Source organism: Neiella marina (genome assembly GCF_002165625.1).
In the GTDB taxonomy this organism is placed as follows: domain Bacteria; phylum Pseudomonadota; class Gammaproteobacteria; order Enterobacterales; family Neiellaceae; genus Neiella; species Neiella marina.
This window is the reverse complement of sequence record NZ_NGNS01000022.1, coordinates 1-15,160: the sequence shown is the minus strand read 5'-3', so window position 1 is coordinate 15,160 and position 15,160 is coordinate 1. Positions and strand designations below refer to the sequence as shown.

General features: G+C 49.3%; 17 protein-coding genes, 3 tRNA genes and 1 riboswitch. Of the genes, 19 read left to right on the top strand and 1 reads right to left on the bottom strand.

Going from position 1 to position 15,160, the window contains the following annotated elements:
- Positions 1–28: 28 nt before the first annotated feature.
- The 3 genes from nudB to ruvC all read left to right on the top strand — a co-directional run bounded on the left by nudB (position 29) and on the right by ruvC (position 2,010).
- Positions 29–475, top strand: coding sequence for a dihydroneopterin triphosphate diphosphatase (gene nudB, locus CBE68_RS14940; protein WP_087506902.1), 447 nt, complete (start codon positions 29–31; stop codon positions 473–475).
- A gap of 54 nt (positions 476–529) precedes the next feature.
- Positions 530–1,276 (top strand): YebC/PmpR family DNA-binding transcriptional regulator, encoded by a 747-nt coding sequence (locus CBE68_RS14935; RefSeq protein ID WP_087506901.1) that lies wholly within the window; start codon positions 530–532, stop codon positions 1,274–1,276.
- Between the two features lie 212 nt (positions 1,277–1,488).
- The gene (gene ruvC, locus CBE68_RS14930) at positions 1,489–2,010 is read left to right on the top strand and encodes a crossover junction endodeoxyribonuclease RuvC (protein WP_087506900.1); all 522 of its coding nucleotides are present in this window, start codon (positions 1,489–1,491) and stop codon (positions 2,008–2,010) included.
- Between the two features lie 33 nt (positions 2,011–2,043).
- Here ruvC and hcp read toward each other — a convergent pair whose 3' ends face one another.
- Positions 2,044–3,621 (bottom strand): hydroxylamine reductase, encoded by a 1,578-nt coding sequence (gene hcp / locus CBE68_RS14925; RefSeq protein ID WP_229744700.1) that lies wholly within the window; start codon positions 3,619–3,621, stop codon positions 2,044–2,046.
- Positions 3,622–3,917: 296 nt separating this feature from the next.
- Here hcp and ruvA point away from each other — a divergent pair, with 296 nt between their 5' ends.
- From ruvA to nadA, 16 genes are all read left to right on the top strand, one after another.
- Positions 3,918–4,532, top strand: coding sequence for a Holliday junction branch migration protein RuvA (gene ruvA / locus CBE68_RS14920; protein WP_087506898.1), 615 nt, complete (start codon positions 3,918–3,920; stop codon positions 4,530–4,532).
- Positions 4,533–4,544: 12 nt separating this feature from the next.
- Positions 4,545–5,558, top strand: a complete 1,014-nt coding sequence (gene ruvB / locus CBE68_RS14915; protein ID WP_087506897.1) for a Holliday junction branch migration DNA helicase RuvB — start codon at positions 4,545–4,547, stop codon at positions 5,556–5,558.
- Positions 5,559–6,053: 495 nt separating this feature from the next.
- Positions 6,054–6,467 (top strand): tol-pal system-associated acyl-CoA thioesterase, encoded by a 414-nt coding sequence (gene ybgC, locus CBE68_RS14910; RefSeq protein ID WP_087506896.1) that lies wholly within the window; start codon positions 6,054–6,056, stop codon positions 6,465–6,467.
- Entirely contained in the window at positions 6,457–7,146 is a 690-nt protein-coding gene (tolQ, locus tag CBE68_RS14905) for a protein TolQ (protein WP_087506895.1), read from the top strand. Before ybgC ends, tolQ begins: the two co-directional genes overlap by 11 nt.
- 2 nt (positions 7,147–7,148) lie before the next feature.
- Entirely contained in the window at positions 7,149–7,574 is a 426-nt protein-coding gene (gene tolR / locus CBE68_RS14900; protein ID WP_087506894.1) for a protein TolR, read from the top strand.
- A 12-nt stretch (positions 7,575–7,586) separates the two neighbouring features.
- On the top strand, positions 7,587–8,495 hold the full coding sequence (tolA, locus tag CBE68_RS14895; protein WP_087506893.1) for a cell envelope integrity protein TolA: 909 nt from the start codon (positions 7,587–7,589) through the stop codon (positions 8,493–8,495).
- Entirely contained in the window at positions 8,495–9,859 is a 1,365-nt protein-coding gene (gene tolB / locus CBE68_RS14890) for a Tol-Pal system beta propeller repeat protein TolB (protein WP_087506892.1), read from the top strand. Before tolA ends, tolB begins: the two co-directional genes overlap by 1 nt.
- A gap of 39 nt (positions 9,860–9,898) precedes the next feature.
- Positions 9,899–10,414 (top strand): peptidoglycan-associated lipoprotein Pal, encoded by a 516-nt coding sequence (gene pal, locus CBE68_RS14885; protein ID WP_087506891.1) that lies wholly within the window; start codon positions 9,899–9,901, stop codon positions 10,412–10,414.
- Positions 10,415–10,425: 11 nt separating this feature from the next.
- Positions 10,426–11,145 (top strand): tol-pal system protein YbgF, encoded by a 720-nt coding sequence (gene ybgF, locus CBE68_RS14880; protein WP_087506890.1) that lies wholly within the window; start codon positions 10,426–10,428, stop codon positions 11,143–11,145.
- A 158-nt stretch (positions 11,146–11,303) separates the two neighbouring features.
- Positions 11,304–11,618 (top strand): hypothetical protein, encoded by a 315-nt coding sequence (locus tag CBE68_RS14875; protein WP_087506889.1) that lies wholly within the window; start codon positions 11,304–11,306, stop codon positions 11,616–11,618.
- Between the two features lie 216 nt (positions 11,619–11,834).
- Positions 11,835–11,910, top strand: a tRNA-Lys gene (locus CBE68_RS14870).
- 62 nt (positions 11,911–11,972) lie between these two features.
- Positions 11,973–12,048, top strand: a tRNA-Lys gene (locus tag CBE68_RS14865).
- A 17-nt stretch (positions 12,049–12,065) separates the two neighbouring features.
- A tRNA-Lys gene (locus tag CBE68_RS14860) sits at positions 12,066–12,141 on the top strand.
- A gap of 37 nt (positions 12,142–12,178) precedes the next feature.
- Positions 12,179–12,320, top strand: a riboswitch (molybdenum cofactor riboswitch).
- Positions 12,309–13,286, top strand: coding sequence for a GTP 3',8-cyclase MoaA (moaA, locus tag CBE68_RS14855; protein WP_087506888.1), 978 nt, complete (start codon positions 12,309–12,311; stop codon positions 13,284–13,286). (Overlaps the previous riboswitch by 12 nt.)
- 5 nt (positions 13,287–13,291) lie before the next feature.
- Entirely contained in the window at positions 13,292–13,783 is a 492-nt protein-coding gene (gene napF / locus CBE68_RS14850) for a ferredoxin-type protein NapF (protein ID WP_229744699.1), read from the top strand.
- Between the two features lie 115 nt (positions 13,784–13,898).
- Positions 13,899–14,933 (top strand): quinolinate synthase NadA, encoded by a 1,035-nt coding sequence (gene nadA, locus CBE68_RS14845; protein ID WP_087506886.1) that lies wholly within the window; start codon positions 13,899–13,901, stop codon positions 14,931–14,933.
- Positions 14,934–15,160: the final 227 nt, after the last annotated feature.

Genomic DNA, 15,160 nt, shown 5'->3' with positions numbered 1-15,160 from the left:
GCAAAAGGCTATGGCGAGTTAGGTCGCAATGACTATCGCTAAACGACCGGTTTCAGTGTTGGTGGTGATCACCAGCCAAACCGGTCACGCCCTAGTGATGCAACGGGCGGATGACGCTAACTTCTGGCAGTCCGTGACGGGCAGTTTGGAATGGCATGAACTGCCTGAACCCGCAGCAATTCGTGAGCTTGCCGAAGAAACAGGGCTGACTCCACAAATGGGAGTTTGGTCCAACATGAATCGGCAAGTTTGCTATACCATTCGTCCTCAATGGCGTCATCGCTATGCCGATGGCTGCACTACCAACACCGAGCACTGGTTTAGTTTAACGCTGCCATCTCCGACACCGATTCAATTGGCTCCTGAAGAACACCTGAAGTTTGACTGGCTGCCATGGCGTCAGGCGTTAACCCGTTTGAGCTCACCCAGTAATCAGCAAGCATTGCGATTGTTGATGACAGGGGCCGAGCAGTAGCGGTCTGATACAAACCCACAGTGCCATTGAGTAACCGCATGCAAGGAGTAACAAATGGCTGGTCACAGTAAATGGTCCAACATCAAACACCGGAAAGCGGCGCAGGATGCCAAGCGCGGCAAGCTTTTCACTAAATTGATTCGTGAGCTCACAGTATCTGCGCGAGAAGGCGGCTCCGACCCGGATTCAAATCCTCGCTTACGAGCGGCAATCGACAAGGCGTTATCGAACAACATGACTCGCGATACCGTTGATCGCGCGGTTAAACGTGGCGCAGGCGAGCTTGATGGTGTCGAACTAGAAACTGTGGTGTATGAAGGCTATGGCCCCGGCGGCACGGCGGTTATGGTTGAAACCATGACCGATAATCGCAATCGAACCGTCAGTTCTGTCCGCTCAGCATTTACTAAGTCAGGTGGCAACCTTGGTACCGATGGCTCAGTTGCTTACTTATTTAGTAAACAAGGCGTTATTAGCTACGGCGAATCGGAAGATGAAGATGCGCTGATGGATGCCGCTTTGGAAGGTGGCGCGGAAGACGTGCTGACCAATGACGACGGTAGCTTCGAAGTGGTTACCACACCGGAAGAGTTTGGTGATGTTAAAGATGCCCTTGATGCTGCAGGCTTCGAAGCGCTTAATGCTGAGGTGACTCAAGTACCATCGACAAAAGCTGAACTAGACCTCGATACGGCGAAGAAATTTCTCCGTTTGATTGATACCTTGGAAGATGATGACGATGTCCAAGAGGTGTATCACAATGGCGATATCTCCGATGACGTCATGGCTGAGTTAGATTGATCTTAATCGGCCGATCAAACTCGATTGGCTCAGGGGGCTTCAGTGTCCTGAAGAATGCAGGAAGCTAATGCAATTTAAGACGCGCCGTAAATCCATCCGTGGAGGCTTAGCGACCGCATCCATGCGGCCGATAGTCTGAAATCGCATCAGTCATCCTCCATTCAGGCCGGCGTAATCAATTGAGCTGGCAGTTTTTAAAAGAAGGCAGATTTTTGGCACTCATTCTTGGTATCGATCCTGGTTCTCGTATCACCGGCTATGGCGTGATCCGCGCCCAGGGTCGCAAACTCGATTATCTCGGCAGTGGTTGTATTCGCACCTCGGAAGGCGAGTTAGCTGAAAAATTACGGCAAATTCACGATGGCGTGCGCGAATTGATTGTTCAGTTTCAGCCCGAACAGTTTGCGATTGAACGCGTGTTTATGGCGCGAAATGCCGATTCGGCACTGAAGCTAGGGCAGGCTAGGGGCGCGGCAATTGTCGCTGCAGCATGCCAAGGTTTGCCAGTGGCTGAATACGCCGCGCGTGAAATTAAACAAGCTGTGGTTGGCACCGGCGCAGCTGATAAAACCCAAGTGCAGGCTATGGTTTCGCATATGTTGAAACTACCGGCAGCGCCGCAAGCCGACGCTGCTGATGCCCTTGGGGTGGCCATTTGTCATGCTCACACGCAGCAGAGTTTAATCGCCATGGCAGGGACGACCACGGGTACCCGCCGTGGCCGTTGGCGTTGACGTTTCCTGAGGGAAAAAATCACTGTCCTTTCATCATCGTCCCAGCATCATCGCTTCGACATCTTGTTCAGGGCTGCCAATGCCTTTCAGCTCAAAGTCATTGAGCAAGATATCGGCAACTTTACCGGTGACAAACGCCGGTAAGTTGGGGCCAAGGCGAATCCCTTTAACGCCCAAATGCAGTAAAGCCAGTAACACCGCCACCGCCTTTTGCTCATACCAAGCAACATCAAATGACAACGGCAAATCATTGAGCGAATCGACCGAAAATGCCTCTTGTAGCTTCAGTGCGATGACCGCAAGCGAGTAGCAATCATTACACTGACCCGCATCAAGCACCCGAGGAATACCATTAATCGTGCCCAAATCCAGCTTGTTATAGCGAAATTTTGCACAACCAGCCGTTAGGATGACGGCATCTTGCGGCAATTGCTCGGCAACTTGAGTGTAGTATTCGCGCTCATCTGAGCGTCCATCACAACCCGCCATCACCACAAACCGCTTAATGGCACCCGCTTGCACCGCTTCAACCACTTGATCGGCTAATGCCATCACTTGGTCATGGCCAAAGCCACCGACAATATGGCCTGTTTCCAATGGCTCTGGAGCACGGCACTGATGAGCCAAATCAATCAGTGCGGAAAAGTCTTTGTCGCCAGCGGAATTTGTTTCGATATGAGTCAGGCCAGAATGGCGCACTGGGCCGGTGGTAAACAATCTGTCTTCATAACTATCTTGTGGTGGTACCAAGCAATTGGTCGTCATCAATATAGGCCCGTTAAAGGCGCTAAAATCCTGCTCTTGTTGCCACCATGCGCCGCCGTAGTTGCCCTTGAGGTGGGAGTATTGTTTGAAGTAGGGGTAATAGTGGGCCGGTAGCATTTCACCATGGGTGTAGATATCAATGCCTGAATTCTTGGTCTGTTCAAGTAATTGGGCCAAATCCTTCAAGTCGTGACCGGAAATTAAAATACCCGGAGCAGAGCCTGCTTCGAGACTTACTTCGGAGATTTCCGGTGAGCCATAACATTCCCTGTGGGCCTTATCGAGCAGTGCCATGGTAGCGACCGATACCTCGCCGGCTTTAACGATCCAATCCATCAAATCACTAAACCGCAACGGAGTGGTTAAAGCCGCCATCACCTGGCGAATAAACTGATCGACCGAAGAATCGCGATAGCCCAACTGAGCGGCGTGTTCGGCATAAGCGGCAATACCCTTGACGCCATAAATCAGCAATTCTTTGGCCGAGCGGCGATCTGGGTTGTGCATGGTCAACACTCCCGCAGACTTGAGAATGTCCGTGCGGATCACACTTGGGATTGCATCTGGCGTGTAGCGTTCAATTTCATTAGTCATGCAAGTGAATAGTTGACGCAAGCTTTGATTGTCGAAGTTAACGTTGGTGATGGTGGCAAACAGAGCAGTGCGAATCAGATCGTCAACCTTCGGGCAGTCGCCGATTTCCAGTGTCGCATAGGCCAGTTGCGAAGCGGCCTCAATAAGCTGGTCTTGCAGCTTGGCAGTACTGACGGATTTGCCACACAAACCTTTGGTGGTGCAAGCCTCGCCATTGTTGGTTTCCTCACATTGGTAGCAGTGCATTGTCATAACTGGGTCCTTTTTACTCTTGCTTGATACGATTTGATTGCAGCTAACTAATTGATAAATATGGTTTATGTTGTCTCAGGTAGTAACGGCTTTGTGTTAGCTGGGGTGATTAGTTATGACTCATTGCAGATGCCAGGCCATTGTTGTCAGTGGAATGCAATTTATAATTTGCTACTGCAGATATGATGTTCAATGATTCCCAAGACACTACTGTATTTTTTTACAGTGAAATCTACTCAAGACTATGAAACTTTGTTACCCTCGGGCTCATCAAAGCTATTGATGGAATCAAACACGTGATTGGACGTTTACGGGGCGAAATCGCCGACAAACAACCGCCAGAAGTTTTACTGGATGTCGGTGGCGTGGGTTATGAAGTACAAATGCCGATGAGCAGCTTCTTTAATCTGCCTGAAATTGGCCAAGCCGCCACTATATATACCCACTTTGTGGTGCGAGAAGACGCTCAATTACTGTTTGGCTTTGGTTCTAAATCAGAGCGCGCATTATTTCGAGAACTCATCAAGACCAACGGTGTTGGACCTAAACTGGGTTTGGCAATCCTCAGTGGTATGACTGCAGAACAGTTTGTTCGGTGCGTGAATCTAGACGATGTCACGGCATTGACCAAGTTACCGGGGATTGGCAAGAAAACAGCCGAACGGCTACTGATTGAGATGCGTGACAAGCTAAAAGACTGGCACGGTGGTGAAACTGAGGCTCTGGCAATGCCGACGGTGGAGCCAAGTGCAGCAGTTGAAACACCTGTTGACGCTAAAGCAGATGCCATTAGTGCTTTGGAAGCATTGGGTTACAAGCACAATCAAGCCAAGCAAGCGGTGACTAAAATAGCCAAAGACGGCATGAGTTCAGAAGATCTGATCCGTGACGCATTAAAGTCCATGATGTAAGGATCGTGAGCCATGATTGAAGCGGATCGACTGATTCAAGCCGAAGCGACCCGAGAAGACGATGCCATTGAGCGGGCAATACGGCCTAAAACATTGGCCGAGTACGAGGGCCAACCTCATGTTCGCGAGCAAATGGACATCTTTATCGAAGCGGCGCGGAAGCGACAGGATGCGCTGGATCACTTACTGATCTTTGGCCCACCCGGTTTAGGTAAAACCACACTAGCCCATATTGTTGCCAATGAAATGGGCGTCAACATGCGACAAACCTCTGGACCTGTGTTGGAAAAAGCAGGCGATTTAGCTGCCATGCTGACTAACCTTGAAGCTAATGATGTGCTGTTTATCGATGAGATCCATCGTTTAAACCCAGCGGTTGAGGAAGTGTTGTATCCCGCCATGGAAGATTATCAGCTGGATATTATGATCGGCGAAGGGCCGGCGGCTCGCTCGATCAAACTGGATTTACCTCCTTTTACTCTGATTGGCGCCACCACTCGTGCGGGATCATTAACCTCGCCACTGCGCGATCGCTTTGGCATTGTGCAGCGCTTGGAGTTTTACAATACCGCCGATTTAACCAACATCGTTGAGCGCTCAGCTGGCTATCTCAGTATGAATTTGTCATTAACCGGTGCTGAAGAAATTGCCAAACGTTCGCGCGGCACACCAAGGATCGCTAATCGCTTGCTTCGTCGGGTGCGAGACTTTGCTGATGTTCGTCATGATGGACAGGCAGATCAGGACGTGGCAAACAAGGCGCTGGACTTACTTGATGTTGATCCGCGTGGCTTTGATTTCATGGACCGTAAATTGTTACTGGCGATAATCGATAAATTCAGTGGTGGGCCGGTTGGCTTGGACAACTTGGCAGCAGCTATTGGTGAAGAGCGCGATACCATTGAAGATGTGCTTGAACCTTATCTGATTCAGCAAGGCTTTATTCAGCGTACGCCTCGTGGCCGTATCGCGACCGAGCGGGCCTATCAACACTTCTCCCGTATCCATCCGTCTCTCGATCAGTAAAATCAAGGCAAAAAAAAGCCCGCGAAATTCGCGGGCAGCATTTATGCTTCAGGAAAGAAAATAAATCAGGGAACTATCCGTAGTAACCACCAAGTCCGTACTAAAAACTCGATGGTCATAAAACGCTTACTCGAACACAGCGCTAACTGTTGCTTCGATGGGGAGCATATTATTGCCAGATCGGTTTTATCTCAAACGAGATAATTTGAGAATCATCATTAATAAAACTAATGTAGCTTCTATTTTTTCAGTTTTTAATTTTATTTGTGAATATTTTGTTAAGCCTTGCAGGTGTGGCCTTTTTCGATTTATTCGTGTTTTTTGAATGATTATTCGATCTGGTGGCTAAGTTAACGATAGTAATGCAATTTCGAGTGATCCTTGGCCAATTGCTAACAGACTTCGTCGAAAGTTAAATTTGCCGGAAACTTTCTGTATAGTGAGGCACTCAAACGAATGTGCGCTAAATAAACTGGATGCTCTGGCAGGTAAGCCGTGACAACAGAATCATTTATCTGGCCGGTACGTGTTTACTACGAAGATACAGATGCCGGTGGTGTGGTCTACTACGCCAACTATCTCAAATTTATGGAACGAGCCAGAACTGAATGGCTTCGTCAGCTAGGTATTGAACAAGATACCTACTTGGACGATGGTATCGCGTTCGTCGTTCGTCACGTCGATATCAATTACCTCGCGTCCGCACGCTTCAATGCATCGCTCAATGTTACCTGTGAGCTGACTAATCTTCGCAAAGCTAGCTTAACCATTGCACAAACGGTCTGCAGTTCTGATCAAAATCAACAGTTTGTGTCTGGTCAAGTGACCCTAGCCTGTGTAGATTTGACCCGCAACAAACCCGTTGCCATACCAAAACCCATTATGGAGGTGCTGACACGTGTCGGCTGAAATTTCTCTCATCGGTCTGTTTTTAGAGGCGAGCTTACTGGTTAAGTTGGTAATGCTGACGCTGTTACTGCTCTCCGTAGTGTCTTGGGCGATGATTTTCCAACGCAGTAAAACCCTCAACAATGCTCAGACACGGTTGAGTCAATTTGAAGACAAGTTTTGGTCTGGGTTGGATCTGAACCGCTTGTATCAAGAAGTGAGCGCTCGTTCCGATACCTTTGGTTTAGAAAAGATATTTCACTCCGGATTCAAAGAGTTTATTCGCCTGCGTCGCACTGGCCATCGTGATGCCGCGCAGTCGCTAGAAGGAACCCGACGCGCGATGCGTGTGGCCTTGTCACGAGAAGTAGACGAACTTGAAACGCACTTGCCGTTCCTGGCAACAGTCGGCTCAACAAGCCCATATATTGGCTTGTTCGGCACCGTTTGGGGGATTATGAACGCCTTTATCGCGTTGGGCGCGGTAAAACAAGCAACCTTGCAAATGGTTGCCCCCGGTATTGCCGAGGCCTTGATTGCCACAGCCATGGGCCTTTTCGCTGCAATTCCAGCGGTAATTGCCTATAACCGCTTTTCTACTCGGGTTGAAAAACTGGAAAATGCTTACATCAACTTTGCTGATGAGTTTCTTTCTATTTTGCAACGCCAAACAGTCGCTGAAGAGCAAAAAGAGTCCTAACCATGTCATTTGAGCGAAAGCGCCGCCGCAAAGTCGCTGATATTAATGTAGTGCCATACATTGATGTCATGCTGGTGCTGCTGATTATCTTCATGGTAACGGCGCCATTGATCACCCAAGGAGTCAAAGTCGACTTGCCGCAAGGTGAGGCGGAGCCATTGTCGACTGATACCAACCCACCACTGGTGGCGTCTGTTGATGCTGATGGTAACTATTATGTATCGATCGGTGATGATGATGATAACACCCCCCGAGAGCTTGATGAGCTGGCTGAAATTGTTGCCGCTCAACTAGTGATTGCGCCGGATACCCCGGTTGTTGTCAAAGGCGATCGCCGGGTACCCTACGAAGTCGTGATTAATCTTATGGTGACACTGCAAAATCATGGTGTGCCAGCTGTCGGTCTGATGACCGAAGATACTGAGTAGTAGGGTAGGTCAGTGAAGCTAGGTCCTTTTAGCAAGTACATTGGTTTATCAGCACTGGTCCACGTCGGCATTGTTGCCTTGTTGTCGATCAGTATGAGCATGACGCCGAAACCAAAAATACAGCCGCAACCTCAGGGCCAGCCGATTCAGGCCGTGACCATCGATCAAAGTCGAATTGATGAGCAGGTTAAGCGCATTAAGGCCGACAAAGAAAGGAAGCGGCTAGCGGAGAAAAAGCGCATTGAGGAGCTCGAGCGAAAGCTCAAAGAAGTGGAGAACAAGCGCAAAGCTGAGCAGAACCGACTGAAGAAACTAGAAACAGAACGCAAACGCAAAGAACAAGAGAAAAAAGCGGCGGATAAAGCCGTTGCTGAAGCGAAGAAAAAGCAAAAGCTAGAGGCTGAAAAAGCACGTAAGGCCGAAGCCGAGCGTAAGCGCAAAGAAGCTGAACGCAAGGCAGCGGAAAAAGCTGCTGCCGAAGCCAAGAAAAAGCGTGAAAAAGAGGAAGCGGAGCGTCGCCGTAAGGAAGAAGAGCGCAAACGCAAAGAGCAAGAAGCACGAGAACAAGCCGAGCTAGAGCGGCTGATGCAGCAAGAATTGGAAGCAGAAAACCAACAGATTGGTCAGCAGCGTCAAGCCCAAATTCTTTCGGAAATTGACAAGTTCACAGCTCTGATCCGGGCGACTATCCAACGCAACTGGCTAGTTGATAGCAGCATGGCGGGTAAGCAGTGTCAGCTCACGATTCGACTCGCGCGTGATGGCTTTGTTACCTCTGTTGATAACGGTGTCGGAGATCCTGTGGTCTGTTCTTCTGCCCGAAATGCGGTCCTTAAAGCAGGCACATTACCTATGTCTGCAGACCCTGAAGTAAACCAAAAAATGCGAGAAATTCGACTGACTGTGGAGCCGAATCTTTAATGAATACTTTGTTCAAACGCTTGGTTAGCAGCGTAACCTTTGTTGTTGTGCTGTTGGCAGCTGCGCCGTCGCATGCTGCTTTGGAAATTGTTATTACCGAGGGCATCGATAACGCTCGCCCTATTGCGATCGTGCCATTTAGTTATCAAGGTCAGCCAAATTTGCCGCATGACGTTGCTGCAATTGTATCTTCTGATTTGCGTCGCAGTGGTAAATTCAATCCATTGGCAGTCCAAGCCATGCCAGAGCGTCCAAGCCAGTCTTCGCAAGTTAACTTTGATAAGTGGGCTAATTTGGGAGTCGAGGCTGTTGTCACTGGTTCCATCACCTTTATTGGTGACGACCGCTATCAAGTAAGTTTTGAGCTATTGGATGTGCTTCAGGGCCAAATGTCCAAGGGCGATGTAGCTGTTGCTGCTGATGGTTCGATTATTTCAAGCCAGTCGTTCATTCTCGATGGCCGTCGCAGTGTCGTCAAAGGCGCACAATTGCGCCAATACGCTCATCGGATTAGCGACATTATCTATGAGCGCTTGACCGGTGAACGCGGTGCATTCCTAACCCGCATCGCATATGTTGTAGTCGATCGCGACGATAGTCATCCATATAAATTGATGGTGGCCGACTATGATGGTTATAACGAACTAAACTTATTGCGTTCGACCAAACCCCTGATGTCACCAGCATGGTCGCCAGATGGTCGCCAGTTGGCCTATGTGTCATTTGAAAAGCATAAGGCACAGCTCTACATTCAGGATTTGTACACTGGTCAGCGACGATTGTTGACCGATTTTCCGGGTATTAACGGCGCGCCAAGATTCTCACCTGACGGCAAACGCATGGCGATGGTGTTGTCAAAAGATGGTAATCCAGACATTTATGTGATGGATATCGCCAGTGGTCAATTGAAACGGGTTACGCGCAGTCGTAGCATTGACACCGAGCCCTATTGGACGCCCGATGGCAGCAGTTTGGTATTCACCTCTGAGCGGGGTGGTAATGCGCAACTTTATCGCGTAGAGTTAGCGTCGGGCAAAATAAAAAGGCTTACTTTTGAGGGCGATATGAACCTTGGTGGTGCAGTATCTCCTGACGGTAAGCAGATGGTATTGGTGAACCGAAATCGCGGTAACTACCACATTGCCAGACAAGATTTGCAAACCGGGCTACTTCAGGTGTTAACCAGTACCCGTTTGGACGAATCGCCCAGTATTGCTCCCAATGGGGGAATGATTATTTACAGTACCGTGCACGGTAACAAGCAAGCTCTTGCCTTAGTTTCCATGGACGGTCGCTTTAAAGCACGGCTCCCTGCTGTGAACGGTCAGGTCAAAGCGCCTGCTTGGTCGCCGTTCCTGCAGTAATAAGTATTTGAAAAATTTTGATTGAAAAGGAAAGTGGCAATGCAATTGAAACCGTTGACTAAAGGCCTAGTTTTGGCGCTGCCGATGATGTTCTTGGCAGCATGTAGCACAACTGATGATGCCGCTAGCGGCTCTGCTGGCTCTGGTGCTGAAGACTCTGCGATCAGCTCAGCTGTTGCGCCAGTACTGACGCCTGAAGAAGAACGTATGCAGAAGTATGCTGAGTTGCGTAAAGAGCACATCATCTACTTCGATTTTGACCGCTCTGACGTTCGCGGCGAATTCGCCGAGTTGTTAGCAGCTCACGCGGACTACCTTGTTAAGAACCCTAACGTTGCGGTTCGTGTTGAAGGCCACGCAGATGAGCGCGGTACGCCAGAATATAACATTGCATTGGGCGAGCGTCGTGCCAAGGCTGTGTCTAAGTACCTGATGAGCTTGGGTGTGATGGCTAGCCAAATTAGCACTGTATCGTACGGCGAAGAAATGCCATTGGTTTCTGGTCACACCGAAGAAGCCTGGGCGAAGAACCGTCGCGCTGTTTTAGTTTACTAATCAGTTAAGCCATGAAACGACATATTGTTGTGTTAGCCGCTACCCTCACGGGAGCGGCTTTTGCTGCTGCACCAGTTCGCGAAGCCAGTGGCAATTCGTTAGAAGAGCGTGTTGATCGTCTCGAGCGTATGCTTGAATCTCGCAATCAGGTCCAGATTGAAATGCAACAGCAAGTGTCTGATCTGGAATATGAAGTGGGTCAGCTGCGCGGTTCGATAGAACTTCACGGCCACCAGCTCGAGCAAATCTTGGCTCGTCAGCGTGATTTGTACCAAGATATCGAACGCCGTTTGGGTGGTGCAAGTCAAGCTCCTGCGCCCTCTACGCCGACCACTGTAGCACCTGTAACGCCGCAATCTACCGCAGAAGTGACAGCAAACGTTGCTTATGAAGCTGCGTTTGGCTTGCTCAAAGGCAAGCGTTTCGATGAGGCGGCAACTGCCTTTGCGAACTTTATTCGCGATTACCCGACATCCAATTACGTTGCTAACGCCTATTATTGGCAAGCGCAATTGAAATATCGGGAGTCGAGTTTAGTTGACGCGAAGCAGTCGTTTTTGACTGTGGTGAATAAGTATCCGAAGTCGTCCAAACGAGCAGAGTCGATCTTTAAGCTGGGCTTAATTGCTGACAAGCAAAATGATTCGGCTGAGGCCAAAAAGCGCTATCAGCAAGTAATTAACGAGTATCCTAGCTCCAACGTGGCACAGTTGGCCAAAGGCAAGCTGTAATCTCGCTTGTCATTTAGTGAAAGCCGCAGGCTTTAAGTCAGCGGCTTTTTCGATCCTACAAAACTATTTTTTTATCAAGCTCAGAAGGTTATCTCTGGGCCGCGATCTGACCGTCATTGTTATCCGTTTACCCCATTGCACTATGAGTGGAGGGTTGAATGATGACGAAGTATTTATTTATTGGTCTTGCTTTAGCGATTTCCGGTTGCGCGAATGTGTCGTCGGGGCCGAGCTTGGTCGCTTATCACGACGATAGCGCTTGGGTCGTGGATGAAGCGACTCAATGTAAGGTTAACCGCTATTATGTGGGTAATGCTCAAATGGTTAGTTGGAGTGGCCGTTGTATTGATGGCTTTGCCATTGGTGAGGGCATCCTCGTGTGGGTCGATGAGTCTGGGAGTAAGGGAGTGCATTCCACTTGTTTGCAGCCCGACCACTTTATGTCGGCTTGTAAGATGGGTTCATCGATTTGAAAGTGAGCGTTGTGCAAACGCTTGTTGTCAGACGCGGCGGTGATAGCCGCGAGCTTTTAGTCCGGGTAAAAAACGGTCAAGCTGAGTGAGTATTGCTCGACTAGCGAAAAGATTGCAATTTTCTGTTGCAACTGCCCGTCTTTTAAGTATTATATGCGCCGCGCCGGAGGATAGGGTCTACTCTTTATCAACGCAGGCCGGTGCGCAAGTTCAGATGGGTTGTTAGCTCAGTTGGTAGAGCAGTTGACTTTTAATCAATTGGTCGCAGGTTCGAATCCTGCACAACCCACCACTTACTTCTTCTCATCCTGCAATTTATCAAGTTCGCTTTGCAACTTGATGACAGCGAAATACGGGTTGTTAGCTCAGTTGGTAGAGCAGTTGACTTTTAATCAATTGGTCGCAGGTTCGAATCCTGCACAACCCACCACTTTCGCAACTCAATACGGGTTGTTAGCTCAGTTGGTAGAGCAGTTGACTTTTAATCAATTGGTCGCAGGTTCGAATCCTGCACAACCCACCACTTTTACTTCCTAGTTTCTTCGCGCTAAACTCAATACACAATTAGTTCACTCCGAAGCTTCGTGACCTTAGCCGTTTGCTATAAACGAGATGGTGACGTAGCCGAGACCTTGAGTCTCCGGGTTGTGCTTGAAAAGGCTCAGCCTCCCGTGCTTGGAAAGGGGTAAGATGTCACTATCCGATAATTTTGGTCGGCAGTTTCACTATGTGCGCCTGTCGATAACCGATGTTTGCAATTTTAGTTGCAACTATTGCCTGCCTGATGGCTATCAGTGCGATGGCGATCGTAACTTTCTCAATCTCGACGAAATCCGCCGTGTGGTTCGCGCTTTTGCCGAACTTGGCGTGGAGAAGATCCGCGTCACTGGTGGCGAGCCGACATTGAGAAAAGACCTGCCGCAAATCATTGAACAATGTGCCAACACGCCGGGGATCCGGAAAGTGGCATTGACCACCAATGGCCACAAAATGGCACGCCATTTAACGAATTGGCAGTCAGCAGGTTTAGATGCGATCAATGTCAGTGTTGACAGCCTTAATCCCCATGTTTTTCATCAGATCACGGGTCATAACTCCCTGACTGATATCCTCGACGCCGTTGACCAAGCCCAGCGAATGGATTTTGACTCAATCAAGCTCAATGCCGTGAGGATGAAAGGGATTAATGGCCACGAGTTAGATAGCTATATCGATTGGCTCAAAGATAAAGACATTTGTCTGCGCTTTATTGAGCTGATGGAGACCGGCGACAATCGTGACTTTTTCCGCAAGCACCACAGTTCTGGCGAAGAAATAGTCGCCAGTTTGCTCAAGCAAGGGTGGCAGCGGATAGAGCGCAGTATTTCTGCTGGCCCAGCGGAAGAATATCGCCACCCAGACTGGCAAGGTCGGGTTGGCGTCATTATGCCGTATAGCAAAGATTTTTGTGCCAGCTGTAATCGCCTGCGGATGTCATCGCGTGGTGACTTGCATTTATGCCTGTTCACCGAAAGCGGATTGAGTGTCCGTCATTTGATGCAATCGGATGCCGATTTGCCATTACTGAAAAATCGCTTGCAGGAGCTATTGGTTGAGAAACACGCCAGCCATTACTTGCCCGAACATCAAGTTGGCTCAACGAGGCATTTAGCCTCTATCGGTGGCTAGCTTTGGTGGCCGATAGAGCCAGGAGAGCACTGTTTCGTGGCAAAGTGGCCACGGCTGTTATCGTTCGGCCGCCGCATGCGTTGGATGAAAACGCATTTGTTGACGCTTGCACGCGTTGTGAAAAGTGCATTGCGGTTTGCCCCACCAATATTATTGTCAAAGGTTCAGGCGGCTTTCCTGAGATTGATTTTTCTGCTGGTGCCGCCGAGTGCGAGCTTTGCGACAAATGTGTCGAAGCTTGCCAAGATGATGCTCTGAACGCCGCCAACGAGCCAATATGGCGTTGGCAGCTAACGTTAGACGAGCAAACCTGCCTTGCATATCAAGGCGTCGCGTGTCGTAGCTGCGGCGAGTATTGTGCCGACAGTGCGATTCTTTTTCGGCCTCAAATTGGCGGCCAGTTTACGCCTGAGCTTGTCAGCGAAGCCTGCACTGGCTGTGGCGCCTGCATTCATCCATGCCCAACTAATGCCCTCCAAATTCAGCAAGTCGATTAAAGCTTTATAGCAATGCTTTTCTGAATGGATTGGCATTATTTATTTCATTAATTTTCGCGTATAATCCCTGCGCTTAAAAATTTCCAATCACTGTCCGTTGTTGCCGGAGTTCGCCATGAGTGACGTGTTAGACGTGTTGTCGCCAACTTTCCCATTTCCGCCAAAGCCAAAACGCTTGGATGAGGATGAACGACAAGCCGCCATTGAGCGCATTAAGAAGTTACTCGTTGAAAAAGATGCGGTGTTGGTAGCCCACTACTACACCGACGACGATATTCAGGCCCTAGCTGAGGCAACTGGAGGCTGCGTTGCCGACTCACTCGAAATGGCACGGTTCGGTAATCAGCATCCTGCATCAACGCTGCTGGTAGCCGGTGTACGCTTCATGGGTGAAACCGCGAAGATTCTAACGCCGGAAAAGAAAGTGATCATGCCGACCCTTGAAGCAACTTGTTCATTGGATCTTGGCTGTGATGCTGACGAATTTGCTAAGTTCTGCGATCAGCACCCAGATCGTACTGTAGTTGTTTATGCCAACACTTCGGCCGCTGTAAAGGCTCGCGCGGATTGGGTGGTAACTTCCAGTATTGCGCTTGATGTTGTTGACCATTTGGATGCTGAAGGTGAGAAGATTCTATGGGCACCTGACAAGCATTTGGGGGGCTACGTTGCCAAGCAAACGGGGGCCGACATGTTGTTGTGGCAAGGCGCCTGTATTGTTCACGATGAGTTTAAGTCGAATGCTCTGCGACAGCTGAAGATTGAACACCCAGAAGCGGCCATTTTAGTGCACCCAGAATCTCCTGAAAGTGTTGTTGATATGGCCGATGCCGTAGGCTCGACCAGTCAGCTTATTAAAGCTAGCCAAGAGCTGGATAACGAGACCTTTATTGTTGCTACCGACCGCGGTATTTTCTACAAGATGCAGCAGTTGTCACCGGAAAAGAACTTTATTGAAGCGCCAACCGGCGGCCAGGGTGCTACCTGTCGCAGCTGTGCCCATTGCCCGTGGATGGCAATGAATGGCTTAGTTGCTATCGAAGAAGCGCTGCTAGATGGCACAGGTCGTGAGGTGTTTGTTGACGAAGATGTTCGCCAAAAAGCGCTTGTGCCACTCAATCGAATGCTTAATTTTCAAGTAAATCGCTAACTTTGGCTGGATTTTGCTCGAACAGCGCATTTAAGCAAATTTCTTGGCGGTAGGTCATTGACCTGATCAGGGCTTTTCCTTAATATACGCCGGCCTTGAGGGATAGCCCTCCCATGAGCTACATGGATAAAAATGCAGACAATTGGGTTTTTAAGTGTGGAGAGGTGTCCGAGTTGCTGCTAAGCCGCGCAGCGAGGAAATAGTCACGCAAAGCGTGCTCCCAGCCA

Bases quoted from the DNA above. Each gene is read 5' to 3' on its own strand.
- nudB (WP_087506902.1), top strand. From the start codon at position 29: ATGACTATCGCTAAACGACCGGTTTCAGTGTTGGTGGTGATCACCAGC.
- CBE68_RS14935 (WP_087506901.1), top strand. From the start codon at position 530: ATGGCTGGTCACAGTAAATGGTCCAACATCAAACACCGGAAAGCGGCG.
- hcp (WP_229744700.1), bottom strand. From the start codon at position 3,621: ATGACAATGCACTGCTACCAATGTGAGGAAACCAACAATGGCGAGGCT.
- ruvB (WP_087506897.1), top strand. From the start codon at position 4,545: ATGATTGAAGCGGATCGACTGATTCAAGCCGAAGCGACCCGAGAAGAC.
- tolR (WP_087506894.1), top strand. From the start codon at position 7,149: ATGTCATTTGAGCGAAAGCGCCGCCGCAAAGTCGCTGATATTAATGTA.
- tolB (WP_087506892.1), top strand. From the start codon at position 8,495: ATGAATACTTTGTTCAAACGCTTGGTTAGCAGCGTAACCTTTGTTGTT.
- pal (WP_087506891.1), top strand. From the start codon at position 9,899: ATGCAATTGAAACCGTTGACTAAAGGCCTAGTTTTGGCGCTGCCGATG.
- ybgF (WP_087506890.1), top strand. From the start codon at position 10,426: ATGAAACGACATATTGTTGTGTTAGCCGCTACCCTCACGGGAGCGGCT.
- CBE68_RS14875 (WP_087506889.1), top strand. From the start codon at position 11,304: ATGATGACGAAGTATTTATTTATTGGTCTTGCTTTAGCGATTTCCGGT.
- moaA (WP_087506888.1), top strand. From the start codon at position 12,309: ATGTCACTATCCGATAATTTTGGTCGGCAGTTTCACTATGTGCGCCTG.
- nadA (WP_087506886.1), top strand. From the start codon at position 13,899: ATGAGTGACGTGTTAGACGTGTTGTCGCCAACTTTCCCATTTCCGCCA.